Origin of the sequence: Clostridium intestinale (assembly GCF_035905475.1) — a bacterium.
Lineage (GTDB): Bacteria > Bacillota > Clostridia > Clostridiales > Clostridiaceae > Clostridium_T > Clostridium_T intestinale.
In genome coordinates, this window is record NZ_CP121166.1 from 71,260 (window position 1) to 98,021 (window position 26,762).

At 29.8% G+C, this 26,762-nt stretch carries 26 protein-coding genes and 2 other annotated features; of the genes, 25 read left to right on the top strand and 1 reads right to left on the bottom strand.

Going from position 1 to position 26,762, the window contains the following annotated elements:
- Positions 1 to 58 precede the first annotated feature (58 nt).
- Positions 59 to 267, bottom strand: a binding site (T-box leader).
- A 126-nt stretch (positions 268 to 393) separates the two neighbouring features.
- The 4 genes from P8F83_RS00330 (at position 394) to P8F83_RS00345 (ending at position 4,924) form a co-directional block, all read left to right on the top strand.
- Positions 394 to 756, top strand: coding sequence for a YccF domain-containing protein (locus tag P8F83_RS00330; RefSeq protein ID WP_326512981.1), 363 nt, complete (start codon positions 394 to 396; stop codon positions 754 to 756).
- Positions 757 to 1,254: 498 nt separating this feature from the next.
- On the top strand, positions 1,255 to 1,950 hold the full coding sequence (locus P8F83_RS00335; RefSeq protein ID WP_326512982.1) for a response regulator transcription factor: 696 nt from the start codon (positions 1,255 to 1,257) through the stop codon (positions 1,948 to 1,950).
- Positions 1,925 to 4,198 carry a HAMP domain-containing sensor histidine kinase gene (locus P8F83_RS00340; protein WP_326512983.1) on the top strand — a complete coding sequence of 758 codons (2,274 nt, stop codon included), beginning with the start codon at positions 1,925 to 1,927 and terminating at the stop codon, positions 4,196 to 4,198. Before P8F83_RS00335 ends, P8F83_RS00340 begins: the two co-directional genes overlap by 26 nt.
- A gap of 183 nt (positions 4,199 to 4,381) precedes the next feature.
- A complete protein-coding gene (locus P8F83_RS00345; protein ID WP_238903818.1) occupies positions 4,382 to 4,924 on the top strand; it encodes an NADH peroxidase in 543 nt (180 codons plus the stop codon).
- 224 nt (positions 4,925 to 5,148) lie between these two features.
- Here P8F83_RS00345 and P8F83_RS00350 read toward each other — a convergent pair whose 3' ends face one another.
- On the bottom strand, positions 5,149 to 5,715 hold the full coding sequence (locus tag P8F83_RS00350) for a TetR/AcrR family transcriptional regulator (protein ID WP_326512984.1): 567 nt from the start codon (positions 5,713 to 5,715) through the stop codon (positions 5,149 to 5,151).
- A gap of 155 nt (positions 5,716 to 5,870) precedes the next feature.
- Between P8F83_RS00350 and P8F83_RS00355 the strand changes: the two genes are divergently transcribed.
- The 21 genes from P8F83_RS00355 to P8F83_RS00455 all read left to right on the top strand — a co-directional run bounded on the left by P8F83_RS00355 (position 5,871) and on the right by P8F83_RS00455 (position 26,758).
- Positions 5,871 to 6,785 carry a ketopantoate reductase family protein gene (locus P8F83_RS00355; protein ID WP_326512985.1) on the top strand — a complete coding sequence of 305 codons (915 nt, stop codon included), beginning with the start codon at positions 5,871 to 5,873 and terminating at the stop codon, positions 6,783 to 6,785.
- Between the two features lie 171 nt (positions 6,786 to 6,956).
- Entirely contained in the window at positions 6,957 to 7,238 is a 282-nt protein-coding gene (locus P8F83_RS00360) for an ArsR/SmtB family transcription factor (protein ID WP_021803117.1), read from the top strand.
- Between the two features lie 69 nt (positions 7,239 to 7,307).
- The gene (gene lon, locus P8F83_RS00365) at positions 7,308 to 9,716 is read left to right on the top strand and encodes an endopeptidase La (RefSeq protein ID WP_326512986.1); all 2,409 of its coding nucleotides are present in this window, start codon (positions 7,308 to 7,310) and stop codon (positions 9,714 to 9,716) included.
- A 284-nt stretch (positions 9,717 to 10,000) separates the two neighbouring features.
- Positions 10,001 to 10,153: a hypothetical protein gene (locus P8F83_RS00370; RefSeq protein WP_156337861.1), complete on the top strand. Its 153-nt coding sequence runs from the start codon at positions 10,001 to 10,003 to the stop codon at positions 10,151 to 10,153.
- A 19-nt stretch (positions 10,154 to 10,172) separates the two neighbouring features.
- Positions 10,173 to 10,808 (top strand): accessory gene regulator B family protein, encoded by a 636-nt coding sequence (locus tag P8F83_RS00375; protein WP_326512987.1) that lies wholly within the window; start codon positions 10,173 to 10,175, stop codon positions 10,806 to 10,808.
- Complete coding sequence (locus P8F83_RS00380; RefSeq protein WP_181602648.1) at positions 10,780 to 10,944, top strand: AgrD family cyclic lactone autoinducer peptide; 165 nt, start codon at positions 10,780 to 10,782, stop codon at positions 10,942 to 10,944. Before P8F83_RS00375 ends, P8F83_RS00380 begins: the two co-directional genes overlap by 29 nt.
- Before the next feature lie 68 nt (positions 10,945 to 11,012).
- Entirely contained in the window at positions 11,013 to 12,323 is a 1,311-nt protein-coding gene (locus P8F83_RS00385; protein WP_326512988.1) for a sensor histidine kinase, read from the top strand.
- Positions 12,324 to 12,335: 12 nt separating this feature from the next.
- On the top strand, positions 12,336 to 13,052 hold the full coding sequence (locus tag P8F83_RS00390; protein WP_021803115.1) for a LytR/AlgR family response regulator transcription factor: 717 nt from the start codon (positions 12,336 to 12,338) through the stop codon (positions 13,050 to 13,052).
- 128 nt (positions 13,053 to 13,180) lie between these two features.
- The gene (locus P8F83_RS00395) at positions 13,181 to 13,303 is read left to right on the top strand and encodes a hypothetical protein (RefSeq protein WP_275299559.1); all 123 of its coding nucleotides are present in this window, start codon (positions 13,181 to 13,183) and stop codon (positions 13,301 to 13,303) included.
- Between the two features lie 107 nt (positions 13,304 to 13,410).
- Entirely contained in the window at positions 13,411 to 14,427 is a 1,017-nt protein-coding gene (aroF, locus tag P8F83_RS00400; RefSeq protein WP_021803114.1) for a 3-deoxy-7-phosphoheptulonate synthase, read from the top strand.
- A 17-nt stretch (positions 14,428 to 14,444) separates the two neighbouring features.
- Positions 14,445 to 15,500, top strand: a complete 1,056-nt coding sequence (aroB, locus tag P8F83_RS00405; protein ID WP_315114419.1) for a 3-dehydroquinate synthase — start codon at positions 14,445 to 14,447, stop codon at positions 15,498 to 15,500.
- A 16-nt stretch (positions 15,501 to 15,516) separates the two neighbouring features.
- Positions 15,517 to 16,794, top strand: a complete 1,278-nt coding sequence (gene aroA / locus P8F83_RS00410) for a 3-phosphoshikimate 1-carboxyvinyltransferase (RefSeq protein WP_326512989.1) — start codon at positions 15,517 to 15,519, stop codon at positions 16,792 to 16,794.
- Complete coding sequence (gene aroC, locus P8F83_RS00415) at positions 16,775 to 17,848, top strand: chorismate synthase (protein WP_326512990.1); 1,074 nt, start codon at positions 16,775 to 16,777, stop codon at positions 17,846 to 17,848. The genes aroA and aroC overlap by 20 nt, the downstream gene beginning before the upstream one ends.
- Before the next feature lie 5 nt (positions 17,849 to 17,853).
- Entirely contained in the window at positions 17,854 to 18,990 is a 1,137-nt protein-coding gene (locus P8F83_RS00420; protein ID WP_326512991.1) for a chorismate mutase, read from the top strand.
- 10 nt (positions 18,991 to 19,000) lie between these two features.
- Positions 19,001 to 19,807, top strand: coding sequence for a shikimate dehydrogenase (aroE, locus tag P8F83_RS00425; RefSeq protein ID WP_326512992.1), 807 nt, complete (start codon positions 19,001 to 19,003; stop codon positions 19,805 to 19,807).
- Positions 19,808 to 19,821: 14 nt separating this feature from the next.
- Positions 19,822 to 20,331: a shikimate kinase gene (locus P8F83_RS00430; protein WP_315114408.1), complete on the top strand. Its 510-nt coding sequence runs from the start codon at positions 19,822 to 19,824 to the stop codon at positions 20,329 to 20,331.
- Between the two features lie 67 nt (positions 20,332 to 20,398).
- Entirely contained in the window at positions 20,399 to 21,412 is a 1,014-nt protein-coding gene (gene aroF, locus P8F83_RS00435; RefSeq protein WP_315114406.1) for a 3-deoxy-7-phosphoheptulonate synthase, read from the top strand.
- A 26-nt stretch (positions 21,413 to 21,438) separates the two neighbouring features.
- Entirely contained in the window at positions 21,439 to 22,272 is an 834-nt protein-coding gene (locus P8F83_RS00440) for a prephenate dehydrogenase (protein ID WP_326512993.1), read from the top strand.
- 220 nt (positions 22,273 to 22,492) lie between these two features.
- Positions 22,493 to 22,708 (top strand) — a binding site (T-box leader).
- 65 nt (positions 22,709 to 22,773) lie between these two features.
- Positions 22,774 to 24,075, top strand: coding sequence for a dicarboxylate/amino acid:cation symporter (locus tag P8F83_RS00445; RefSeq protein WP_326512994.1), 1,302 nt, complete (start codon positions 22,774 to 22,776; stop codon positions 24,073 to 24,075).
- Positions 24,076 to 24,526: 451 nt separating this feature from the next.
- Positions 24,527 to 25,426: a galactose-1-phosphate uridylyltransferase gene (locus tag P8F83_RS00450; protein ID WP_326512995.1), complete on the top strand. Its 900-nt coding sequence runs from the start codon at positions 24,527 to 24,529 to the stop codon at positions 25,424 to 25,426.
- Positions 25,427 to 25,588: 162 nt separating this feature from the next.
- Positions 25,589 to 26,758, top strand: a complete 1,170-nt coding sequence (locus tag P8F83_RS00455) for a galactokinase (RefSeq protein ID WP_326512996.1) — start codon at positions 25,589 to 25,591, stop codon at positions 26,756 to 26,758.
- The last annotated feature ends 4 nt before the right edge of the window (positions 26,759 to 26,762 follow it).

Sequence of the window (26,762 nt, forward strand, 5' to 3'; positions counted from 1 at the left end):
ATTTTCCTCCTTAAACAATAAAAGATAAAAAAATAAAAACCCATCATCTCATAAAAAATTAAGAGACGAAAGGTTAAGTTCCGCGGTACCACTCTTGTTGAAATAAAATTAATTATTTCCACTTGAAACTTTAACGCAGTTAACGTCTTTGCTTTTCACAAAGAAACTCCTAGACAAGTTCATATTTATTCATTACTGTTTTGCACCAAACAACAGCTCTCTAAATAAATGAAATAAAATATTACTACTTCTAATCAATGCTTTAAAATATTACATTATCGTTATTATATTCTATTACAGAATTTAAATCAAGAAATTCCTTTATAAAGATATTTAATAGCAAAAAGAATTAAAGGATAGTATAATATTAAAAATGAATACTGGAGGAGTAATATGAATTTTTTAGGAAATTTAGTTTGGATAATATTTGGGGGATTAATTCATAGTATAGGTTGGCTTTTAATAGGAGCATTGTGGTGTTTAACTATTATTGGGATACCTATAGGAGTTCAATGCTTTAAGATGGCATCTCTTCAGCTTGCACCCTTTGGAAAAGATGTTATTACAGTAGATAATGGAGGGGGAAGTTTAATTGCAAACATATTTTGGTTAATATTTGGTGGACTAGAGCTTGCTATAGGAAATGTCATTTCAGGTGTAATAATGTGTGCAACTATTGTTGGAATTCCTTTTGGACTACAGTTTTTTAAAATGGCGTCATTAAGTTTGATGCCTTTTGGGAAAGAAATCAGATAATATTAATAAGGCTATTACAAATTTAATTTGTAATGGTCTTTTTGTTTTTAAGAGAGAATTGCTTTAAATAGTAAAACTAAACATTAGGCTAAAAGTTAATAATATTAGGTGGAAGATGGGGCCCAACATGAGGCCCAAGACAAGGCCCAAGATAAGGTGATTATAGAAATAAAATCTGGGTTAAAGAGTAAAAGTATGAAGAAGCCAAGGGAAGAAGCTCCTACAAGTTAGAAGTGCAGAAACTCAGAAGATCAGAAATTTAGAAACGTAGAAATTTAGAAATTTTTCTAATAAAATATGAAAAAACTAATATTCGTTGAGTTTATTATTTCTAGCTCTAAGTGAGGATTTAATATAAATCTTCAAATTTAATAATTTGTAATGGAATCTTAAGAATTACAAGGGTAACTTTGTAATTTTTTTTATTTAACATTTTAATAGAGCTAAATCAGCAGGGGGTGTTATAATAATGCTAGGAATTTTAAGGGGGATGCTAGTATGGAAAAATACAATGTTTTAGTAGTTGACGATGAGGTTGAAATAACGGATGCAATACAAATATATTTAGAGAATGAAGGATATAAAGTATTTAAAGCTTACGATGGATTAGATGCTTTAGACACACTAAATTCTGTGGACATACATCTAATAATAATGGATATAATGATGCCAAAACTAGATGGAATGAGAGCAACTTTAAAAATAAGAGAAAATAAAAATATTCCTATAATAATGCTTTCAGCAAAATCAAGGGATACAGATAAAATTTTAGGACTTAACATGGGAGCAGATGATTATATTACAAAACCCTTTAATCCTCTAGAACTTATAGCTAGAGTTAAATCTCAATTAAGAAGATATGTGAACCTTGGAAACTATGGAGGAGAGTCAAAGGAAATCCTTAGAGTAGGAGGCTTATATCTTAATAAGGAGACTAAAGAGTTTAAAGTTGATGAAGAGGATGTAAAGATAACTCCATTAGAATTTAAAATTTTAACTTTACTTATGGACAACCCAGGACGAGTTTTTCCTATAGAAGAAATTTACGAAAGAGTATGGAATGAACCTTCTTATAATGCAGATACAGTTACAGTTCACATAAGAAGAATTAGAGAAAAAATAGAAATAAATCCGAAAGAACCAAGATATTTAAAGGTGGTGTGGGGAATTGGCTATAAAATTGAAAGGCAGTAGAAAAGTTGGGGTTATATGTATAATATTATTTATTTCTTCAATTTTAATTGGGGGATATGCGATATTAGACATAAGAAATAACTGGTATATTTTAAAATTAAAAAATTATACAGAAGATGTTCAGTTTAAAAACATAATGGCAGAATACGTTGAAGCAGTTACTAGTTCTTATATTAGATATGGGGAGTCAAAAAGTAGCGAAAGATTTAACAAAGTGACTGAAAGTGATCTAAAGGAAAAAAGGGAGGAGTATGAAGAAAAATATACACAAGGAAAGGCGAATTTAAATCAAGCTTTAAACAATGGATACATTAGTGAAAATAGTTCAGATGAAAATTCTAATAGTTATTACAGCCTTCCAGATATAGGTAATATAAACGGGTATTTTGATGGATTAGATAAGCTGGAAACAACATATAAAATAGACGATGAAAACTTAAAAAAACAAATATTAGATGAAAGAACACAACAATATAATAACTACGATAGAATAATAGCAGATTCTAAAAACTTTCAATATGTACTTTATGAAAATAATAATGTAGTTAAAGCAAATATTGAAAAAGAATATCTAAATGATAATAATTTAGAAAAGATTATAAATAATTCACAATTTTATTTAATATTAGATGGAACAAAATTGGGGAATTTATTTCAAAATGTTGAGGGTACTTTTTCTCCTGACTATTTTATATATTATACAAGGCGGTATGAAGATATAAAAAACTATAAGCTAAAACTTTTATTATTTCTTCCAAGAGATTTATATTATGATGATACTATTAAATATATTTCAAACAGGTATGAAATGCAAAATGAGATGTATAAAGTAAAACTTATAATAATAGGATTATGTATATTTATAGCTCTAGTAACATTTGCGTATATAATTAAGTTTAGAAAAAAAGTGTTTATAAAATCTAATAATGCATATAAAGAAAAGCTTACTTATAGATTGTATAAGAAATTATGGCTAGAAATTAAGATATTAAATATATTAATCATTGTAGTAATGTCTATAATTATGTATGAATTTATTAAGGGTATATTGCTTTACTCTAGCGAAGATCTTATAATTCCAAGCATATTAATGTTATATTACATGTTTTTAACTTTAGGGTTAAGCTATGTTACTTTAATAAAAGAAATAGATGAAAAAGGATTAAAAAATATTATAAAGGAAACAAGCTTATTATATAAATTCTATTTGTTAATGAAAGAAACCTTTATAATAAAGAGTGTTGGATTTAAGATATCAATATTTAGTATAGCAACAATTATATTTATACTTTTTACTGCATTATCATTACCAATACTGACTTCAGGAGGTAATGGGATTTTTTTTCTTCTCTTTATGATAATTTATATAATTATGTATATATGCTCTATGGGATACTTTGTTTTCAATTTTACAGGAAGTTTTAACAAAATAGTCCTAGGAGCTCATAAGATATCACAAGGAGATCTTAATTATCAAATTGAAGGTAGTTCTATATCTGTTTTAGATGTATTAGCTAAGGATATTAATAATATGAGAAGTGGGCTTGGAAATGCTATTCAAAATGAAGTTAAAAGTGAAAGAATGAAAACTGAGCTTATAACTAATGTTTCTCATGATTTAAAAACTCCCTTGACCTCTATAATAAATTATGTGGATTTAATTAAAAAAGGTGATTTTACAAAGGAAGAAATTGAGGATTATATTAAGATAATAGATAGAAAATCTCAAAGGCTTAAAGTTTTAATTGAGGATTTATTTGAAGCTTCAAGTGCAGCTTCAGGTGAAATGGAGCTAAATATAGAAAAGCTAGATATTGTAGCTTTACTTAAACAATCTATTGCTGAGTTTGAGGAAAAAATAAAAATTAGCAAGTTAGATTTTAGAATAAATATACCTAATGAAAAAGTTTATGTTATGGTTGATGGTAAGAGGACTTGGAGAATATTTGAAAACCAAATATCTAATATATTAAAGTATTCTTTAGATAATACAAGGGTATATATAAATCTTGAAGAAAGTGAAGATAGAATCATAATAATATTTAAAAATATATCTGCCTATGAAATTGACTTTAATGAGGATGAGATAACAGAAAGATTTAAAAGAGGGGATCAGTCGAGACATACTGAAGGATCGGGTCTTGGTCTTGCAATTTCAAAAGGTTTAACAGAACTTCAGGATGGCATATTTAAAATAAAAGTTGATGGAGATTTATTTAAAGTGGAAATTCAACTAAAAAAAGCATAGATATAAAACCTCTGCATATATAGTTATACAGCGGTTTCTTTATATATTTTATTATAAATCATGGAAAATAATTTGGAAAAGGTTTAAGAAAGTACTTTACAATAAATAATAATTGTTATAGAATAATAATTGTCGAGAATAAATAAGATGAAAATTAAAGTTATATAGAGGAGGATTTTTTTTATGAAAAAATTTGTTTGTACAGTATGTGGATATGTTCATACAGGAGATGAAGCTCCAGCAAAATGCCCAGTTTGTGGAGTTCCAGCTGAAAAGTTTATGGAGAAATCAGGAGATTTAGCTTTTGCAGATGAGCACGTAATAGGTGTAGCAAAAGGCGTAGATCCAAGAATAATAGAAGGATTACAAGCTAACTTTATGGGAGAATGTACAGAAGTTGGTATGTATTTAGCAATGTCTAGACAAGCTGATAGAGAAGGATACCCAGAAGTTGCTGAAGCATATAAGAGAATAGCGTTTGAAGAGGCTGAGCATGCAGCAAAATTCGCTGAATTATTAGGAGAAGTAGTTGATGCTGATACTAAAGCTAATCTTCAAGTAAGAGTAGATGCAGAGCATGGTGCTTGCCAAGGTAAAAAAGATTTAGCTACTTTAGCTAAACAATTAAACCTAGATGCTATACACGATACAGTTCATGAAATGTGTAAAGATGAAGCAAGACATGGAAAAGCATTTAAAGGATTATTAGATAGATATTTCAAATAAGCCGGTCACATAGAGGTTCGTGATGCACTTAGTCCCGATAGTCCACTGAAAACAGTGGACTATCGGGACTTTTTATGTACAAATTCTATGTACGCAGTACATGGATTGAGGAAGGAAGGTATATGCTGTAGAGATTAATAAGTTTGAGAGTTTTTGACAAACTTAAGGGAAAACTTATGGAAAAATAGTAAAAAAGCACCTAAAAGTGAAGGATACTGAAGTTACTAGTTTCTATCGATAAGTACAGACAATGAAGTCTGATGAAGACTAGCTTGCGCCCATAGCTGTTTTGTTACTTCTTCTATACTACATGGCATGGAATTCACAAGCCACCATTCTACTACACCAACAAAAGCCGAGGTTAAAAAATGTACTGTAATTTCTTTTGAAAAACCTGACGTATCGTTCTCAGTCACAACAACCGTAGCAACTTTTGAGGCAATCATTGAATAAAGAGATTTGCGAAAATAGCCAATGCCTTCATTTGTCATCAAAATTTTGTATTGGATAAAATTTTCACGTAGGTATTCAAATGTGGTAAGGAGTACATTATAATTAGCACTTTTAACTTCTTGTTCCTCACAATATTGCATGAGCTTTCTAGTATATGTTTCGATGCACTTGTCCAGTAAATCGTACTTGTCAGCAAAATGAAGATAGACAGTTCCTCTGTTTACATTTGCATGTTTTGCAATATCGTTAATCGTTATTTTTTCAAACTTATTCACACTTAGAAGTTCGACAAAAGTAGATATAATTAGTTGTCTAGTTTTTTGTATTCGCCTGTCCATAATTCCTCCATATATTTTCAACAGAAGGTGGAAATCTGTTGAGTATTCAACAAAAGCTGTAATATCAACCATTGATTAATGAGTTAATAATGTTTATATTTATTTTATCAAACATTTGTTGAAAAAACAACAAATGTCATTTGGAGGGGAACAGAATGAAAATATTATTTTTTGGACGAGGTGTAGTATCTACTCAATATGCTTGGGCGTTTGAGAAGGCAGGTCATACAGTGGAGTTTTACGTCAGAAAAGGAAGAAAAGAAACCTATGGTAATTCAGTCCAGCTTGAAATATGGGACGCAAGAAAAAGCTTGAAAGGAAAGTTCGTAAATGAAAATTGGAAAATAACTTTGCATGAAGAAGTTAATCCTAACCATGATTATGACCTTATCTTTGTAAGTGTAAATACTGAACAGGTTTCTAGCGCAGTTGACTATTTAAAAAATCGTGTTGGAAACGCAACGGTATTGTTTTTCAACAACTTTTGGCAAGACCTAAAGACAGAAGTAGTTCCTATTCCATTGAATCAAGTTGTGTTTGGTTTCCCAGGTGCAGGCGGCGGCATTGAAAATAATAAGTTGAGAGGTGGCTTCTTAAAAACTGTCTTTATTGAAGGGGCAAGGCATGGGGTGGAAACTCGTATTGAAGAAGTGAAACAGCTCTTTTGGGGTGCGGAATTTAAAGTTAGTACACTAAAAGATGTGCGTAGTTGGTTATGGAATCATTTTGCGATAAATGCGGCTATGGAAGTAGAACTTGTTAAGTGTGGAAGTTTTAGTAATATGATGGAGTCACCGCAATCACTTTCAAACATCGGCTTGAATTTGAGGGAAATTGTTCCTGTATTAAAGGCAAAGGGTGCTAAAATTGATTTAATCACTAATCTTTTTGCATATCTACCCCATAAGTTTTTAGGATTTTTGTTAGGCAAAGTTGTGTTTGCTCCCAAAAGTCTGTCACGTAAATTTATGGTATACAATAACAGCAAACCCGGTTACGCATTACAAGAAGTATTTAATACAGCTCAGAAATTCAATGTATCCACTCCAAGATTAAAAGCAGCTTTTTAAATATGATATTTATAAGAGATTATTGCAGAGTAATTTGTGATAGCCTCTTTTTATTATTTGTAAAATTCTGAAAAAAGAAATAAATTACAGGTAACTACAGCTATTGACAATAATTATTAGTTATGATACTATAGTTCTATAATTATAGAACTACAAGGTGAGGAAGTCTTTATGAAACTTGATGAAAATACTATACAACAAGCAGTTAAAGTTTATAAGGCTTTAGGAGAGCCTACAAGAATAAAAATAATTCAGATTTTATATAAGACTGAGGAATTAAGTTGTAATGAAATAGAATATAAAACTTGCATATGTGCTAAGTCAACTTTATCACATCACATGAAGCAATTAGCAGATTGTGGACTTATTGAACTTCGCAAGGATGGTATATATCATTATTACAGCTTAAACAAAGAACTATTAAACAAATTTGTAACAATAATTTGGGAATAAAGAAAAAATTTTTAATGGATAGTTCGATAAAAATAGAACTATCGAATAATTTCGATGGAGATGATGAAAATGAAAGATTTAATTAATAATACAGCATTACCTATAATAGCAATCCCAAATACAGTTTTAATGCCAGGAAAATCAATAACATTAAAGGTTAATTCAGAAATAGGAAAACATATTACTAATAAAATGGAGAATGAGAATTTTTATGGTGTAGCATTAGCTATTAGAGAGGAATATGAAGGTGGAGATTTTTCTAGAGAAGATTTTTATACAGTTGGAACATTAGTAAAGCTTGAAGAAAGCAAAAAGATTAAAGATGGATATAATATAACTTTAGAAGTTATAGAAAGGGTAGAAGTTGAGGACTTTGTGTTAGAAGACAATAACTTCAAAGCTATTTATAGCACTATACCTGATATAGAAGACCTGGACAAACAAAATCAAAAAGAAATCATGCAATACATGAGAAACCTAATTTCAGAAATAAGTAAAAATTTCAGAGGCTCTGAAACTTATGTTGAATATGTAAACAGCCTAGAGGATATTCAAGGAATAATAGCATATGTATTCCCATTTATGAATCTATCTTTTAGTGAGAAACAAGCTTTCTTAGAAATTCGTTCTTTAAGAAAGAAGAGTTTAAGATTTTTAGATATACTAATAGAGCAAAAAGAAACTATTCAATTCCAGATGGAGCTTGCTCAAAAATTTAATGATAAAGTTAATAAAAGCTATAGAGAAAACATGTTAAGACAACAACTTAAAGCTATCCAAGAAGAGTTGAATGAAGGGTCAGAGGATAATGTTAAGAGTAAAAATAAAAAAAATTATAGAGAAAAAATAGAAGCTGCTAACATGCCTGAAGAAGTAAAAGAGATTGCTTTAAGTGAATTAGAGAAGTTTGAAAGGCAAGGACCTAATAGCTCAGAGGCAAATGTTATTCAAACTTATCTTGATTTATTAGTTAGTCTCCCTTGGGAAAAGAATAAGGTTAAGGATATAGATATTGAAAAGGCTAGAGAGATACTTAACAGCAAGCATTATGGTCTTGATAAGGTTAAGGATAGAATAATACAGCACTTAAGCATATTGAAGCTAAAAGAAAACAAACAAGGATCAATATTACTTTTAGTAGGGCCTCCAGGAACAGGAAAAACAAGCCTTGGAAAAAGTATAGCTGAAGCCTTGGGAAGAAAATATGTCCGTATTAGTTTAGGTGGAATAAGAGATGAAGCAGAGATCAGAGGACATAGAAGAACTTATATAGGAGCTTTACCAGGTAGAATAATTCAAGGAATGAAAAAGGCAGGAGAAAAGAATCCAGTATTCATTTTAGATGAAATAGATAAGATGATGGTTTCAAATAGTGGTGATCCAGCAAGTGCTTTATTAGAAGTTTTAGATCCAGAGCAAAACAATACTTTTGCAGATCACTACTTAGAAGTACCGTATGATTTATCGGATGTATTCTTTATTGCAACTGCTAATTCATTAAGAAGTATACCAGGACCACTAAGAGATCGTATGGAGATAATAGATATATCAAGCTATACAAGTAAAGAAAAGTTTTATATAGCAAAAGATCATTTATTACCAGCTGTTTTAGAAGAAAATGGTCTAAACTCTAGTCAACTTCAAATTGATGATGAAGCTATGAAAGCCATAATAGATAATTATACAAGAGAAGCGGGAGTAAGAAGTTTAAAGAGACAATTATCTTCAGTTGCAAGAGTTTCAGCAGAAAAGATAGTTCTTAATAAGGTTAAACTTCCACATATAATAAAAGAAGACATGCTATTTGATGTTTTAGGTCATGAAATAGCTCGTTATGATAAGGTTAATCAAAAAAACGCTCCAGGTGTAGTTACAGGGTTAGCTTGGACTCCAGTAGGAGGAGATATATTATTCATTGAAGGTGTATTTATGCCAGGTAATGGCCAATTAATGTTAACAGGACAACTTGGAGATGTAATGAAGGAATCAGCAAGAATTTCACAAAGCTTAATTCGTTCAAGGTTTGCTTTAAATCTAAAGTATCTTGAATTAAATAAAAATGATTTACACATCCATGTCCCAGCAGGTGCTATACCTAAAGATGGTCCATCAGCCGGAGTAGCTTTATTTACAACTATAGCTTCATTGATTACAGGAATAGAAGTAGATCCAAAGTTAGCTATGACAGGTGAGATATCCTTAAGAGGAGCTGTTCTACCAGTTGGTGGAATCAAGGAAAAAGTAATAGCAGCACACCGTTCAGGTATTAAGAGAGTTATCTTACCTAAAGATAATGAGATGGATATAAAAGATGTTCCACAAGAAGTTAGAGAGGATTTAGAATTTATTCTTGTTGAAACAATAGAAGAAGTTATAAAAGAAACTATTGGAATAGAGCTTCCTAAAGTGGCAATGCTTCAGATTGCGGCTACAGAAGAAAAAAATAATGAGAATTTAAAGTTGATTAATGTTGATTAATAATAGAAAAACAGAGACTTTACCGATTATTAGGTAAAGTCTCTGTTTGTTTTATCCTGCATAAGTTACCTATATATTAGATATTTCTACAAAATTATCAATGTAATAAACATTCAATATTTAGTAATAAACGTAGAAATTTATGAAAATAAGTATGATTTTTACCTTTAAATTATGCATTGTTATATAAGTGTGAATATTATACATTTTTATGCTAATATTTATATTAAGATAAATATTGTAAATTTATGGTGGATAATAATACTTTATAGAGGTGGAAAATTTTGAAAGATAGCATAGCATTATTTTTAGTATTTACTTTGCTATTGATTCCTTTAGTTTTATTAAGTGGTATAGAGTTTATAATAAAAATACTATTAATGACTGGAATTGCTGTATCATTAGGGGTTCAATATGCTTTAATAAGCAAAGATTAATTAAAGTTGTGGTGATTTTATGAAAACTGTGAAAATTAAAAGAAAAAATTACATTGAAGAAATATCTAATAATTTAACTCAAGTTTTAAAAACTAGGAGTAGTAATCCTAATTTTAATGAAAATATAGTTAAATATGGAATAGAAATTGTTTTGATAAATTTTACAAAGAGCGCATTTATCATGGCTCTAGCAGCTATGTTAAATATATTTTGGACAATCCTTATAATAATGATAAGTTATGGAGCATTAAGAAGATATGCTTATGGTGTACATGCTTCCACAAGCTTAGGATGTACATTAACTACTATAATATGTTTTTTTTCTGGAGCATTTTTAAGTAGTTATGTACTAGAAAATAAGTTTATACTAGCAGGTATGTTTACTATTTCAATTATCAGTATTCTTGCCTTTTCCCCAGCAGATACAGAGGCAAGACCATTACTTGGAAAGAAAAAGAGAGATAAGTTAAAAAGAAAATCGATTTATGTATGGCTAATTACACTTATTTTAGCTATATACTTTAAAGACTTTAGGGTAGGTTTTTTAATAACCTATGGAAATCTGCTAGAGGCATTTATGATAATGCCAATAACCTATAAGGTATTTAAAAGGAGGTATAAAAATTATGAGAGATATGAACAAGGGACTATTTGAAGAATTAAAGGATATGGTGTTAGATGGAGTTGAGAAAGCATCTGTTAAGGTTGCAGAAAATTCAACTTCAAAGTGTATATTTTGGATGGCATATGAAACTAAAATGCCTGAAGAACTTTTAAAGGAAGAAGAATAGTAAATAATTGAAGTTATAGTACATATCTGCTAATATTAAATAAAAAGGCAACTAGTGGGGGAAGAATTTTGTTTAATTTCATTATTGTAACAATAGCTTGTTTTTCTTTTATTTTTTCAGTATATAATATAGGCATTGTTGACGTAGATAAGAAAAAAATTATAAAGAATTTTATAATTGTAGATCTTTTTATGATACCTATTGCAACTATTAATGTATCCTTAGGTATGCCAATAATGTTTTTAATAAGTTTTTTACTTCTGTATTTTGATAATAAGAGATTATTTTTGAATATTATTAATTGTATTTTTGCAACTATTATAGTTTTTATATCAGATGGGTTAGTAGCAAGTATAGCAATACCAATTATAGGCGAGGAATTCTATACGGCTATGGAAATTCCACGTTTTAAAATAATGGTACATATAGGAATGCTAGTAATAGTTATAATTATTACTCAAGTGGTTAGATTTCTAATTAGAAAGTTCAAAGTTAATCCAGAAAATATAAAAATAAAAAACAAAATGACTATATTAATGATAGTTAACATTTGTATAATAGCTATTACATATTACTTAAATGCCATTGTAGCCCAAACATATATGGCTAGGAATACAACAATGCTTATTTATGTTGCATTGATGATAGTTTATCTTATATCAATGTCAGTAATTACTTTTGTTGTAGCAAACAACATGAAAAAAGAAATACAATATGAAAATCGTAAAATAGAATTAGAAAACTTAAAAGAGTATAACTCTAATTTGGAAGCTATGTATAATGATATGAGAGGCTTTAGACATGACTACACTAACATATTAACTGCAATGTCTGGATACATAGAAGAAAAAAATATAGAAGGTTTGGAGGAATTTTTTTATAAAAAAATTGTTCCTTTAAATAGTGAAATGAATAGAAAAAACAACAGAATAGGGTTACTACAAAATATACATATCACAGAAATCAAGGGACTTATAGCATCTAAGGTTATAAGAGCGCAGGAGCTTGGGATAGATGTATTGGTAGACATTGTAGAGCCAGTGGACAAGATTGATATGGATATAATAGATTTAAGCAGAACTATAGGTATATTATTAGATAATGCCATTGAAGCTGCTATTGAATGTGAAAAATCATGGATAAAATTAACTTTTATACAAAAAGAGAATTTTGTCCTTTTAGTTTTTATAAATTCATGTGTGGAAAGAACTCCTCAGATATATCGAATATTTGAGAAAGGTTTTTCAACTAAGGGTGACAATAGAGGGTTAGGTTTATATAACTTAAAAGAAATAGTCAATAAATACCACACTATATCACTAGATACAAAGGCTGACAAAGGCGAATTTACTCAAGTTTTACAAATTTCTAATAGTTAAATAGGGGGAGTTATGCTAAATATATATGTTTGTGAAGATGACGAAAAGCAAAGAGATAGTTTTGCTAAATTTATTGATGACATAACTATAATAGAGAACTTAGATATGAAGTTAGCTTTAAGTACAGGTGATCCGTACGAGCTAATAGAATATGTTAAACAAAGCAAATACTCAGGTGTGTATTTTTTAGATGTAGATTTAAATTCTAATATAGATGGTATAAGATTGGCAGAAAAAATAAGAAAATATGACTCAAGAGGATTTGTTATATTTGTTACGACTCATGCAGAAATGAGCTATTTGACTTTTGTTTATAGAGTTGAAGCCTTAGATTATATTATAAAGGATGATTATTTAAATATAAAAAATAGAATACATCAATGTATTTTAGAAGCTCTTGATAAATATAGCAGAAGAAAAAAAGACAATGATGTTTTTACTATAAATACTGATGAAAGAATAATTAATGTTGAATATGATAAAATACTTTTTTTTGAAACTTCCAAGAAAATTCATAAAATTGTACTTCATGCTACAGATAGGCAAGTCGAATTCTATGGACAAATGAAGGATATAGAAGAGGATTTAGATGAAAATTTTATAAGAGTACATAAATCTTATTTAGTAAATAAAAAAAATATATCTGAGATAAATAAATTGAGCAGGAAAATAACTATGAAAAATGGGGAGCAGTGTATTATTTCTATAAAAGCGTTAAGAAAAATATAGAAATATTGAGAATATATAAAAAATTTAAATAAAAATTAATGAAAAAGTTTTCTCAGTATTGACATACTATTTTTATTAGTATACAATTTAGAAAAAGATTTTTACAGAAATTCACATAGGAGGTTAGTATGCTTAAAGGAGTTAATAGAATAGCAGGACAATTATTTGGATACTTTTACTTTAGCTGGGGCTTTTATTTTAGCGCTGGTTCATCGTTCTGCAATAAAATACTGTTAATTTCTAATGAGTAGAAATAACCTTAAAACCTTGTATCAAGAATTAATTATGTTGGAATAATAAGACTCATTAGATGAGTCTTATTTTTTTATTATAAAAAATCATTAAGGGGGCAATTTATATGATAGTAATTTTAAAACCAAAAACAGCACAAGAGGAAGTAGAAAAATTATCAAAATCTATTGAAAGACTTGGGGTAGAAGTACATCCAGTTATAGGTAAAGACTTAATAATCTTAGGATTAATTGGTGATACCACTAAAATAGATGCAAGAAAAATAGAAGCTAATAAAAGTGTTGAAAGAGTAATGCATGTTCAAGAACCTTTCAAGAAAGCTAATAGATTATTTCATCCACAAAATTCTGAAGTTAAAATAACTGACGATATTTCTATTGGAGGAAAAAAGATAGCTTTAATAGCTGGACCATGTTCAGTAGAAAGTGAAGATCAAATTATAGGAATAGCTAAAAATGTTAAAGAATCAGGAGCAAGACTATTAAGAGGAGGAGCATTTAAGCCAAGAACTTCTCCATACAGCTTCCAAGGATTAGAGGCAGAAGGATTAGATCTATTAAAAATAGCTAAAAAAGAAACTGGATTACCAATAGTTACTGAGTTAATGTCTGAGAAGTATTTAGAAAGATTTGTTGAAGATGTTGATATAATTCAAATCGGAGCTAGAAATATGCAAAACTTCGATTTACTAAAAGAATTAGGTAAGATTGATAAACCTATACTTTTAAAGAGAGGATTATCAGCAACTATCGAAGAACTTTTAATGTCAGCTGAATACATTATGGCTGGTGGTAATGAAAGAGTAATACTTTGTGAAAGAGGCATAAGAACCTTCGAAACTTATACAAGAAACACTCTAGATTTAAGTGCAGTACCTGCAATAAAGAGATTAAGTCATTTACCAGTAGTAATTGATCCAAGTCACGCAGCAGGGAAGAACTGGATGGTAGATCCTTTATCAAAAGCAGCTGTAGCCGTTGGGGCCGATGGACTTATTATAGAGGTTCATAATGATCCAGCAAATGCTTTATGTGATGGACCACAATCTATTAGACCAGAAGAGTATGATAAGTTAGTTAAAGAACTTTCTGTAATAGCTCAGGCTGTAGGAAGAGAAATATAATTAAGGGGGATGGAGCCTTGGAACTAAAGGTAAATTTAGAAGAAAACTCATACCCGATTATAATTGAAAAAGGAAGTATAAAAAATATTAGCAAACACCTTAAAGATAAGTTTAAGGGAAAGAAAATAGCAATAATATCAGACAATATTGTTTATGGAATATATGGTGATCTCATTAAGGAAGAGCTTGAAGCAGAAGGATATACAGCAAAAGCTATAGTTATTCCAGCAGGAGAAAAGAGTAAATCTTTCTCTACACTACCAGCTGTATATAATGAACTATTAGAGTTTAAATTAACTAGAACTGACATAATCCTTGCATTAGGAGGAGGAGTTGTAGGAGACTTAGCTGGGTTTGTAGCTTCAACTTATTTAAGAGGAGTACCTTTTATTCAAATTCCTACTACACTTTTAGCACAGGTTGATTCAAGTGTTGGAGGAAAGGTAGGAGTTGATTTAGAAAAAGGTAAAAATCTAGTAGGAGGCTTCTACCACCCTAAAATTGTTATTATAGATCCAGAGGTTTTAAATACTTTATCAGATAGAATATTTAAAGACGGTTTAGCAGAAGTAATAAAATACGGCTGTATTAAAGATAAAGATTTATTTGATAAACTTAAGGCTTATAAAGATAAAAAAGCGTTAATAGAAGATATTGAAGAAATAGTATATACTTGCTGTGATATTAAAAGAAAAGTTGTAGAGGAAGATGAAAAAGATACTGGGGAAAGAATGCTTCTTAACTTTGGTCATACTTTAGGTCACGCAATTGAGCAGTATTATAAATATGAAAGATATACTCACGGGGAAGGAGTAGCTATAGGTATGTATCAGATAATGAAAAGTGCTTATAGTAAAGGATTAGTAGCTGAGGGTGTAGCAGAAGAAATAAAAGATATTCTTATTAAATATGACTTGCCTTATTCTTTAGACGGAGAAAATATTGATGAATTGATTAATGTAATAAAATTAGATAAAAAAAATATCAATAACTCCTTAAGTTTAATACTCTTAAAAGAAATCGGTGAAAGTTATATATATCTAAGTAATGAAAATTTCTTTTCGGATATTTAATTAAGGGGGCTATTAAATGAATAGTGTTAAGATTACTCCAGGAAAGCTTAATGGAGAAGTTAAAATTCCACCATCAAAAAGTATGGCTCACAGAGCAGTTATATGTGCTTCATTAAGTAAAGGAAAAAGTAAGATAACTAATATTGAATACTCTGACGATATAATTGCAACTATAAATGCTATGAGAGCTTTAGGATCTGAAATAGAGATATTTGATGATCATTTAGAGATAGATGGTAGTAGGGTTTTCTCCAAAAATGCTGGAGAAATAGATTGTAACGAATCTGGATCAACCTTAAGGTTTATGGTTCCACTAGCTATAGCTAAAGAAGCAGAAATGAGATTTATAGGTAAAGGTAATTTAGGAAAAAGACCTTTAACAACTTATTATGAGATATTCGATAGACAAGGAATTGAGTATAGCTATAAGGAAGGAGAACTTGACCTTAAAGTTAAAGGGAGCATTAAGGGTGAAGAGTTTAAGATAAGAGGAGATATAAGTTCTCAATTTATAAGTGGATTACTATTTACGCTTCCTCTTATTAAAGAAGATTCTAAAATTATTATAACTACTAATTTAGAATCAAAAGGATATATAGATTTAACTTTAAGTATGTTGAATTACTATGGAGTTAATGTAGTAAATAATGACTATAAGGAATTTATAATCAAAGGTAATCAGAACTATACACCTAAGGATTATAAAGTAGAAGGTGATTTTTCTCAATCAGCATTCTTTTTAGTTGCAGATGCCTTAGGAAGTGATGTTTTAGTTAAGGACTTGAACATGGATTCTCTTCAAGGAGATAAAGAAGTTATAGAAATAATAGAAAGAATGGGATGTGAAATCTTATCTAAAGAAGAAGGAATTAAAGCTAAAGTAAAAGATTTAACTCCAACAATAATAGATGCAGCTCAGTGTCCAGATATTATACCTGTTTTAACTGTTTTAGCTTCCTTAACTACAGGAATAACTAAGGTAATAAATGCAGAAAGACTTAGAATAAAAGAATGTGATAGGTTAAAAGCCATTACTAGAGAATTAAATAAGTTAGGTGCTAGTGTAACAGAATTAGAAAACTCTTTATTAATAGAAGGAGTGGAATATTTAATTGGAGGAACTGTGAGTTCTTGGGATGATCATAGAATAGCTATGAGTTTAGCTATAGCAGCTACTTGTGCCAAGGATGAAGTTATTATAGAAAATCCAAGTTGTGTAAAAAAATCTTATCCTAGCTTTTGGAGAGATTATAAATTATTAGGAGGGAAAGTAGATGAGCGTTTGGGGAAATAATATAAAAATATCTATTTTTGGTGAATCTCATGGAATAGCCTTAGGAATTAATATAAGTGGGCTGCCTTCAGGTATACTTTTAGATATGGAAGCTATAGAAAAAGAAATGGAAAGAAGAGCACCAGGTAGAAGTAAGATAGCTACTGCAAGAAAAGAAGGCGATAAAGTAGAAATAGTAAGCGGTGTATTTGAAGGAAGAACAACTGGAGCACCTCTTTGTGGAATCATAAGAAATGGAGATACTAGAAGCCAAGATTACTCTAAACTTAAAAGTTTAATGAGACCAGGGCATTCAGATTATCCAGCTATGATTAGATATAATGGATTTAATGATGTTAGAGGTGGTGGACACTTTTCAGGTAGAATAACTGCTCCACTTGTATTTGCAGGTTCTATAGCAAGACAAATATTAAAAGAAAAAGGTATAACAATAGGTGCACACATTAAATCTATAAATAGTATTGAAGATGATAGCTTTAATCCATTAGCTATAGATGAAGCTTTATTAACTTCTTTAAAAGAAGGCGATATAGCAACCATAAATAAGGACAAAGGCGAAGAAATGAGAGAACTTATTTTAGCTACTAAAAAGCAGGCAGACTCATTAGGTGGAGTGGTAGAATGCGCTGTTACAGGAATACAAGCAGGAGTAGGAAATCCATTTTTTGACTCAGTTGAAAGCACTTTGGCTCATTTAATGTTCTCTGTTCCAGCAGTAAAAGGAATTGAATTTGGAGCAGGTTTTGGAATTACTAAAATGAAAGGTTCTGAAGCAAATGATAGCTATTATTATGAGGGCGATGAAATAAAAACAAAAACTAATAATAATGGTGGTATCTTAGGAGGAATTACTAATGGTATGCCGATTATATTTAGGGCAGCTGTAAAACCAACTTCATCAATAGGTTTATATCAAGATACGGTTGATGTAGTTAATAAGGCTAATGATAAACTTCAAGTTGTAGGAAGACATGATCCTTGTATAGTAACTAGAGCTGTAGTTGTTATAGAATCAGTAACAGCACTAGGAATTTTAGATTTGATGATGGGGTGAAAATAATGGATGGACTAGATGGCTGGAGAAGTAAAATTGACGAAATTGATTATGAAATCATAAAGCTATTTCAAGAAAGAATGGCTTTAGTAGCCAATATAGCTAAATATAAAGAAGAAAATAATCTTCCAATATTTCAAGAAGATAGGGAAAAGAAGGTTATAGAGAAAAATTTAAAGTATGTTACTAATGAGGACATGAAGGAATATGCCGAAGAATTTATTCGTGATTTAATGAATGTAAGTAAAAAATATCAATGCAAAAAAGTTTTTTCAGATAAAAACGAAAGTTTAGATGTGAAAGCATGTAGAGATAAAAAAGACGTTGATAGTTTTAAAATAGGTTATGGTGGAGTAGAGGGGGCATTTTCAGAAGAGGCTTTAATCAAGTATTTTGGTGATAAGGTTAAGAAAGTAAACTATGAGCAGTTTGAATGGGTTTTTGAAGCGCTTAAAGAAGATAAAATAGATTATGGAGTATTACCTATAGAAAATTCCTCAGCAGGTGTAGTAAATGACGTATATGATTTATTAAGAAAATACGGCTTTTATATTATTGGAGAAGAGTATATATCCATAAGTCAACATCTACTAGGACTTAAGGGAACTGAAATTTCTGATATAAAGGAAGTATATTCCCATCCCCAAGGACTTCAACAAAGTAGTAACTTTTTAAAGGCTCATGAATATTGGAGGAAAATACCTTATCATAATACAGCTTTAGCTGCTAAATTAGTTAGTGAAGGTAATGATACTACTAAGGTTGCAATTGCATCTGAAAGAGCTGCAAAAATTTATAATCTTGAAATACTTCAAAGAAACATCAATAATGAAGAAAGCAATAAAACAAGATTTATAGTTATAGGTAAAGAACTAGAAAATTCGGAAGATAAGATATCAATTATATTTAAGTTAGAAAACAAAGTAGGTACTTTATTTAACGTGTTAAAGTTTGTAAATGACTATGGTTTAAATATGCTTAAAATTGAATCAAGACCTGTTGGTAATGAACCATGGGAGTACTATTTCTATTTAGATTTCCAAGGAAATTTACAAGATGATAAGGTTAAAGATGTATTAACATTAATAGAAAAAAATAGTTCATATTTTAGGTTGTTAGGGGCTTATAAAAGTAAATATTAAGGGGGATATTATGTTATTATATGGTTTGCTAGGAGAAAAACTCACTCACTCATTATCCCCAGAAATTCATGATGTTATATTCAAGAATTTAAATTTAAAAGCAAGATACTCTTTATTTCAAGTAGAAAAAGAAAATGTCTGTAAAGTAATTGATTCTCTAAAAGTTTTGGGTATATCAGGAATAAATGTAACAATTCCCTATAAAGAAGAAATAATAAAGTATTTGGATGAAATATCAGAAGAAGCAAAAAATATAGGTGCAGTTAATACTGTAGTTATAAAAGACAATAAATCTTATGGATATAATACAGATTATTTTGGATTTGGAAATATGCTTAAAAGAGAAGATGTTGCTGTAGAAGGGAAAACAGTAGTAGTTTTAGGTGCAGGGGGAGCAGCAAAGGCTATTATACAGTATTTTAAAGATAATAAAGCAAAAGAAATATATTTAGTTTCTAGAAGTAAAGAGAATGTATGTAAAAAATATTCAGGAGTAACAGCTTTGGATTACGAAGAACTTAAAGAAATCTCGGGAGATATAATCGTTAATACAACTCCTTTAGGTATGTATCCGGGTATAGAGGGCATGCCAGTTAGTGGAGAGATAATAATGAAGTATAAAGTGGCAGTAGATGTTATCTATAATCCACTAAAAACAAGGTTCTTGTTAACAGCAGAATCCCAAGGATTAAAAGCTATAAATGGATTATATATGCTTATTGACCAAGCTATAAAGTCTGAAGAAATTTGGCACAATACAACTATTGATGGAAAAATTGGGGAAGAAATATATGAAGATTTATGCAAATTATTTTGAGTGAGGAGAAAAACATGCGCAAAAATTTAGTACTAATAGGAATGCCAGGATCAGGGAAAACTACTATTGGAAAATTAGTATCAGAAAAGCTGAATTATGATTTTGTTGATATGGATGAATATATGAAAACAAAATATAAAAAAAGTATAAATGATATGTTTTTAAATGGGGAAGATTATTTTAGACAAGAGGAAAGTAAATGCTGTGAGGAGATAAGTAAAATCCAAAACAGTATAATATCAACTGGCGGTGGAGTAATAAAAAAGAAACATAACGTTGATTTACTTGGATCTACAGGTATAATAATATTTATAGATAGGACAGTTAATGATATATTGTCAGATATAGAAGTTTCCTCAAGACCATTATTAAAAGATGGGAAAGAAAAGTTATATAAATTATATGAAGAAAGGTACAATCTTTATAGAGAGTATGCGCATATAATTATAAAAAATGATAAAAATTTAGATGAAGTTGTAGAAGAGATTGTAAACAAGTATAAAGAAGCTAATAATTCTTTATAGTGTAGTTTTGTAGTACGGTAGGTTAAGAAAAATTTAAATTATATGAAAATGTAGGAGGACGGTAGTAATGATAGTTATAATGAATAATAACGTGAAAGATGAAGAAATTAAAAAAGTAGTAGCAATAGTAGAAGGATTAGGTGTTCAAACTAACGTTTCAAAAGGAGATAGTCTTTGTGTGATTGGGTTAGTTGGGGATACTTCTAGAATAGATGGAGACAAACTTATGGCACTAGACGGAGTAGATAAGGTTCTAAAGGTTCAAGAACCTTATAAAAAAGCAAATAGATTATTTAAACCAGATAATAGCATAATAGATGTACGAGGAAATAAGATTGGGGGAAGTAATTTCTCTGTTATGGCAGGTCCTTGCTCAGTAGAAAGTGAAGAGCAGATAATAGAAGTAGCTGAAGCGGTTAAAAAATCAGGAGCTAACTTCCTAAGAGGAGGCGCTTTTAAGCCTAGAACATCCCCTTATAGTTTTCAAGGTTTAGAGCTTGAAGGGCTTAATCTTTTAATGAAAGCAAGAGAAGCAACTGGACTTCCAATAGTTACAGAAATAATGTCTACAGACTACATCGATGAATTTGTAGAGAAAGTAGATGTAATACAGGTTGGAGCTAGAAATATGCAAAACTTTGACCTTTTAAAACAATTAGGTAAATGCTCTACCCCTATACTTTTAAAAAGAGGATTATCAGCAACCTATGAAGAATGGATAATGTCAGCAGAATATATAATGGCAGGCGGTAATGAAAATGTAATTCTTTGTGAAAGAGGAATAAGAACATTTGAAACTTACACTAGAAATACTTTAGATTTAAGTGCTATACCAGTGTTAAGAAAGTTAACTCATCTACCAATAATAATAGACCCTTCTCATGCTGGAGGTATGTGGTGGTTAGTTGAATCTATGGCAAAAGCTGCTGTAGTAGCTGGAGCAGACGGACTTATGATAGAAGTTCACAATGACCCAGCTAATGCTTTAAGCGATGGTGGTCAATCTCTTAAACCACAAGTTTTTGATGATGTCATGAAAAAAGTAAAAGTTTTAGTTGAACTTGAGGAAAGGAAGCTTTAAGACTTATAAGCTATTAGGTAAGAAATATGAAGATTACTATAATAGGCTTAGGAGTCATAGGTGGTTCCTTTGCAATGGCATTAAATGCTTTAAATGAGCATGAAATTTATGGTGTGGATAGAAATAAAGAAACTTTAGAAAAGGCTTTAGATTTAGGGATAATAACAAAGGGATGCACATCTGGAGATGAGTTTATTAAAGAAAGTGATTTAATAATAATTGGATTATACCCGTCTCTTGTTATAGATTTTCTTAAAAAGAATAAAGACAATTTCAAAGATGGAGCTATAATAACTGATGTTACAGGTATAAAAGAAACCTTTATAGCTGAAGCTTTAGATATAATCCCAGAAGGTGTAGACTTTATATTTGGTCATCCTATGGCTGGTAGAGAAAAAAAAGGAATAGACTTTGCATCAAAGGAAGTGTTTAAAGGAGCAAATTATCTTCTAACTCCTCATAGCAAAAATAAAGAAGCTAATTTAAAGCTTATGGAAGATTTGGTGTTAAAAATAGGCTTTAAAAAGGTTAGAAAGATAACACCAAAAGATCATGATAAAATCATATCTTTTACCTCTCAATTACCTCATGCAATTGCTGTAGCGTTAATAAATAGCGATAATCAAGAGTTTGATACGGGATCATTTATTGGAGACTCATATAGAGATTTAACTAGAATAGCTAATATAAATGAGGAATTATGGAGTGAACTATTTTTAGGCAATAAAGAGAATCTACTAAAGAGTATAGAAGATTTTGAAAAGCAATTAAATTCTATTAAGGATGCGGTGAAAGAGGCAGATATAGATAAGCTAAAAGAGCTTTTTATTGAATCTGGTAAACGAAGAGAAAAACTATAGAAATACAATAAGAAAAATCTGAAGAAAGAGGGAAAACTCTATCTTCAGATTTTTTTATTAATTAAAGTTGTTATTTAATAAGAATATAAATTAATGAGGTAATAGGAGTGTAAACCTATAAAAATTAAAATAGTTAATAAATTTTGAATAAAACAAGGATTGATATATATAAGAAAATGAAATATACTAATTTCACAGTAATGTTATAGGAATTATATGAATGCAGGCTGTGATTAGGAAAAGTAAATTATAAATACTTTACAGAGAAGAACTTAATGGTGAAAAAGTTCTAAGGAAATATAATTGAAATGCACCTAGGAGCTTTAAACCGAAATAATAGTAGGTGGTACGGGTTCTCACGTTATAGAGAAATTGAGATGAATGTGTAATACATATTCAATCAGAGTGGAACCGCGGAATATATTCTGCCTCTGAATTATAGAGGGAGAATTTTTTTATGTCCCAAAAATAAAAAAATTAATTTCAAGGAGGAAATTCATAATGGGAATTGTTTTATCAGTATTAATTTTAGCACTAATTTATTTCTTAAAGACAAAGAAAGTTAGTTTTGGAAACAGAGTTTTATTAGCTCTAGTTTTAGGGGTAGTAATAGGTTCATTTTTCCAAAATGATGTTCAATATATACAAACAATAGGTGGAGCATATGTTAATCTTATTAAAGCTCTAGTTGTACCTTTAGTTGTTTCAGTAATAATTACTAGTATAACAGCTTTAGAAGACCCAGCAAGATTAAAGAAAATAGGTTTAAAAACATTAGGTTGGTTCTTCTTAACAACAGCTATAGCAGCAGTAATAGGAACAGTTATTGCTTTAGCATTTAATTTAGGTGACGGCGTACAGTTTGTTGCATCAGAAGAGTTTAAAGCTAGAGAGATTCCTACATTTTCACAAATAATTTTAGATTTAATTCCAGCAAACCCAGTATCAGAAGCAGCAAGTGGTAAGATAATACCTGTAATGGTATTTTCAATAATCGTAGCAGTAGCAATAATAGTAGAAGGTCATAATAAACCTGAGCTTGTAAAACCAGTTAAAGATTTCTTTAAATCTTTCTCACAAATAATGTTTAGAGTTACAAGATTCGTAATGCAATTAACTCCATACGCTGTATTTGCATTAATGGCTCAAGTTTCAGCTAAATACGGTATATCAAGTTTATTACCATTAATTAAAGTTATAGGGGCAGTATACTTAGCTTCAATAATACAAATAGTTGTAGTTCAAGGTGGACTTATTGCTTTCGTAGCAAAATTAAATCCAGTGAAGTTCTTTAAAAAGATTTTCCCAGCTCAATTAGTAGCATTTACTACAAGAAGTAGTTATGGTACATTACCTGTAACAATAAAAACTTTAACTGAAAGAGTAAAAGTTTCGGAAGAACTTTCAACATTTATAGCACCATTAGGGGCTAATATGGGAATGAACGGATGTGCAGGATTATATCCAGCTATAGTTGCAGTTTTTGTAGCAAAAGTATTTAACATACCAATGGACTTCTCAAGTTATCTTTTATTAATAGGATTAACAACAGTTGCATCTATAGGTACAGCAGGGGTTCCAGGAACTGCATCAATAATGGCAACAGTAGTATTATCAGGTATGGGATTACCTATAGAAGGACTTACTTTAGTACTTGGAGTTGATACAGTAATAGATATGGCTAGAACAGCTACAAATGTTACTGGAGCAGCAGTTGTATCTACTTTAGTTGCAGCATCAGAAAATGAATTAGATAGAGCTGCTTTTGAAGAAGAAGATAAAGAATTTGAATTAAGTATGTAATTTTAATATAAGCTGTCACATTAGCTATTATATTTAGCTAAATGTGGCAGTTTTTTTGTATAGAATATTTAAATATAGCATAAGCAAAAAGGGCTAAAGAGTCTAAACATTAGGCTAAACATATATAATTTTATAGTAGGTATAAGATTAGGAGGAAAAGGGATTTGATGGAGCTGCACTACTGCTCTATAGAGACCTTTTTTAGATCTCATTAGAATCCTTTTAAGAAACGCTCCTACAGTATAAAAGTGCAGAACATCAAAAGTTTAGAACATCAGAAGAGCAGAAGTTTAGAACATCAAAACATCAGAATTAGTAAATGAATTTAATGAAGCCTCTACGAGACTTCTACAGCATTAATATAAAATGAATTTAATGCAACCACTACGTGGTATGCTACAGTAATAAGGTGTATACTAATTATAAGGAAGATACTTTGAGAGGTAGTTTAATGAAGAATATTAGATATGATTTTTTAACGAAGTCAAATATTGTTTTTGCTAAAAAGAGAGAGAACAGACCTAATAATTTTGAAGATACAGTAAAGAAACCACTTAAGATATATATAGAAGATTGTCCTTTTTGTCCAGGAAATGAGGATGAAAGTATGGATGAAGTTATTGAGTTTAAGAATAATTTTGGTATAAAAATTATTAATAATAAATATCCTGTTGTTAGTATAGATGAGGAAGATAATTACGGACATCATTATGTGGTTATTGAGGATAGTAATCATAATGGAGATGAAAATACAATAACACAAGAAAGATTTTTTCAAATATTAAGAGCATATAAAGTAGCTATAAAAAATATTAAAAAAGATGGTAGGATTAAGTACGTACAGATATTTAAAAATTGTAAGAGAGGTGGAGGGGCATCTTTAGAACATCCTCATTCGCAAATAATTGCACTTGATCATATACCTAAGAAGTATTTAGAGCTATGTGGTGAAACATGTGATGTTTGTGATGAAATAGAAAAAGAAGAAAATGATAAATTGAGAATTGTAGCTAGAAATAATCATTTTATTGCTTATGCGCCTTTTGCGTCAGTAAATGCATATCAAATAAGAATAGCTTTATTAGAACATAAGGGATCACTTTTAAATTTAGATGGGGAAGTATTAATAAGTTTTGCTGAAATATATGAAAATGTAATGAGTAAATTAAGAAATATATTAGAAGATTTTCCTTATAATTTAGGGTTTTATTCTTTAGAAAATGAAAACTTCCATTTTTTCTTAGATATATATCCAAGAAAAGTAAGCCTTGGAGGATTTGAATTATCTAGTGGAATGTTAATAAATCCTAAGCTTCCGGAAGCTGTAGCAAGTGAAATAAACAAATTATAAAAGTTACCACTGAAATAAATTTTTGGTGGTATTTTTATGTTTAAAAATCTATGAAAACCTTTAATAAATCTATTGACTACCTAAGTAAAAAAGAAGTAAAATTAAAGTAAATAAAAGATATATTTTACTAAAATAATAAGTTTTAAAAAGGTGGAGAGTTTTATGGATTTAAGGGAATGTAAAAATGAGTTTATAAGAATTTTTGGAAAAGAAGATTTTAGGATATTTTTTGCTCCAGGTCGAATTAATCTTATTGGGGAGCATACAGACTATAATGGTGGTAATGTATTTCCGGCAGCTATAACTTTTGGGACTTATGGCTTAGCAGGAAAAAATGACTTAAATAAGTTTCGATTGTATTCTATGAATTTTAAAAACCTAGGAGTTATAGAATTTGGTCTTGAAGAATTAGACTATAACAAACAACATGATTGGGCAAACTATATTAAAGGGATGATCCGTTATTTAAAGGAAGCTGGTTATGAGATTAATTATGGAGTAGATATACTTTTTTATGGCAATATTCCTAATGGAGCAGGGTTATCTTCTTCAGCATCAATAGAGCTAGCAACTGGAGTAATACTAGAAGGTCTTTTTTCATTAGATATAGATAGAATAGATTTGGTTAAGATAGGTAAAAAGGTTGAAAATGAGTTTATAGGGGTTAATAGTGGAATTATGGATCAATTTGCCATAGGAATGGGGAAAAAGGAGTGTGGAATTTTACTTGACTGTGAAACACTAAAGTACTCATACGCTCCAATAAAATTAGAAAATTACGACATAGTTATTATGAATACTAATAAACGTAGAGAACTGGCAGATTCCAAATATAATGAAAGAAGAGATGAGTGTGAAGAGGCTTTAAGAAGATTACAAAAGGTAGTTGATATTAATTCATTAGGACAGCTTAGTGAAGAGGAGTTTGAAAAAAATAAGTATATAATAGATGATGAAATTTTAACTAAACGTGCTAAGCATGCTGTTTATGAAAATCAACGTACCCTTAAAGCTTTAGATAAATTAAATAAAGGAAATATTTTAGCTTTTGGTGAACTTATGAATAAGTCCCATATTTCACTAAGAGATGATTATGAAGTCACTGGAAAAGAATTAGATGCATTAGTTGAAGCTGCTTGGGAGCAAGAAGGAGTAGTTGGTGCTCGTATGACTGGAGCAGGTTTTGGTGGATGTTCTATTGCAATGGTTGAAAAGAAAAATACAGATGAATTTATAAAAAATGTAGGAAATAAATATAAAAATATTATAGGATATGAAGCTGACTTTTATATTGCAAGTATAGGTGATGGGGCTGGAGAACTTAAAGAATAGCAAT

Coding starts and splice junctions, on each gene's coding strand:
- P8F83_RS00330 (WP_326512981.1), top strand. CDS start 394: ATGAATTTTTTAGGAAATTTAGTTTGGATAATATTTGGGGGATTAATT.
- P8F83_RS00335 (WP_326512982.1), top strand. CDS start 1,255: ATGGAAAAATACAATGTTTTAGTAGTTGACGATGAGGTTGAAATAACG.
- P8F83_RS00345 (WP_238903818.1), top strand. CDS start 4,382: ATGAAAAAATTTGTTTGTACAGTATGTGGATATGTTCATACAGGAGAT.
- P8F83_RS00350 (WP_326512984.1), bottom strand. CDS start 5,715: ATGGACAGGCGAATACAAAAAACTAGACAACTAATTATATCTACTTTT.
- P8F83_RS00355 (WP_326512985.1), top strand. CDS start 5,871: ATGAAAATATTATTTTTTGGACGAGGTGTAGTATCTACTCAATATGCT.
- P8F83_RS00360 (WP_021803117.1), top strand. CDS start 6,957: ATGAAACTTGATGAAAATACTATACAACAAGCAGTTAAAGTTTATAAG.
- lon (WP_326512986.1), top strand. CDS start 7,308: ATGAAAGATTTAATTAATAATACAGCATTACCTATAATAGCAATCCCA.
- P8F83_RS00375 (WP_326512987.1), top strand. CDS start 10,173: ATGAAAACTGTGAAAATTAAAAGAAAAAATTACATTGAAGAAATATCT.
- P8F83_RS00380 (WP_181602648.1), top strand. CDS start 10,780: ATGAGAGATATGAACAAGGGACTATTTGAAGAATTAAAGGATATGGTG.
- P8F83_RS00390 (WP_021803115.1), top strand. CDS start 12,336: ATGCTAAATATATATGTTTGTGAAGATGACGAAAAGCAAAGAGATAGT.
- P8F83_RS00395 (WP_275299559.1), top strand. CDS start 13,181: ATGCTTAAAGGAGTTAATAGAATAGCAGGACAATTATTTGGATACTTT.
- aroF (WP_021803114.1), top strand. CDS start 13,411: ATGATAGTAATTTTAAAACCAAAAACAGCACAAGAGGAAGTAGAAAAA.
- aroA (WP_326512989.1), top strand. CDS start 15,517: ATGAATAGTGTTAAGATTACTCCAGGAAAGCTTAATGGAGAAGTTAAA.
- aroC (WP_326512990.1), top strand. CDS start 16,775: ATGAGCGTTTGGGGAAATAATATAAAAATATCTATTTTTGGTGAATCT.
- P8F83_RS00420 (WP_326512991.1), top strand. CDS start 17,854: ATGGATGGACTAGATGGCTGGAGAAGTAAAATTGACGAAATTGATTAT.
- aroE (WP_326512992.1), top strand. CDS start 19,001: ATGTTATTATATGGTTTGCTAGGAGAAAAACTCACTCACTCATTATCC.
- P8F83_RS00430 (WP_315114408.1), top strand. CDS start 19,822: ATGCGCAAAAATTTAGTACTAATAGGAATGCCAGGATCAGGGAAAACT.
- aroF (WP_315114406.1), top strand. CDS start 20,399: ATGATAGTTATAATGAATAATAACGTGAAAGATGAAGAAATTAAAAAA.
- P8F83_RS00440 (WP_326512993.1), top strand. CDS start 21,439: ATGAAGATTACTATAATAGGCTTAGGAGTCATAGGTGGTTCCTTTGCA.
- P8F83_RS00445 (WP_326512994.1), top strand. CDS start 22,774: ATGGGAATTGTTTTATCAGTATTAATTTTAGCACTAATTTATTTCTTA.
- P8F83_RS00450 (WP_326512995.1), top strand. CDS start 24,527: ATGAAGAATATTAGATATGATTTTTTAACGAAGTCAAATATTGTTTTT.
- P8F83_RS00455 (WP_326512996.1), top strand. CDS start 25,589: ATGGATTTAAGGGAATGTAAAAATGAGTTTATAAGAATTTTTGGAAAA.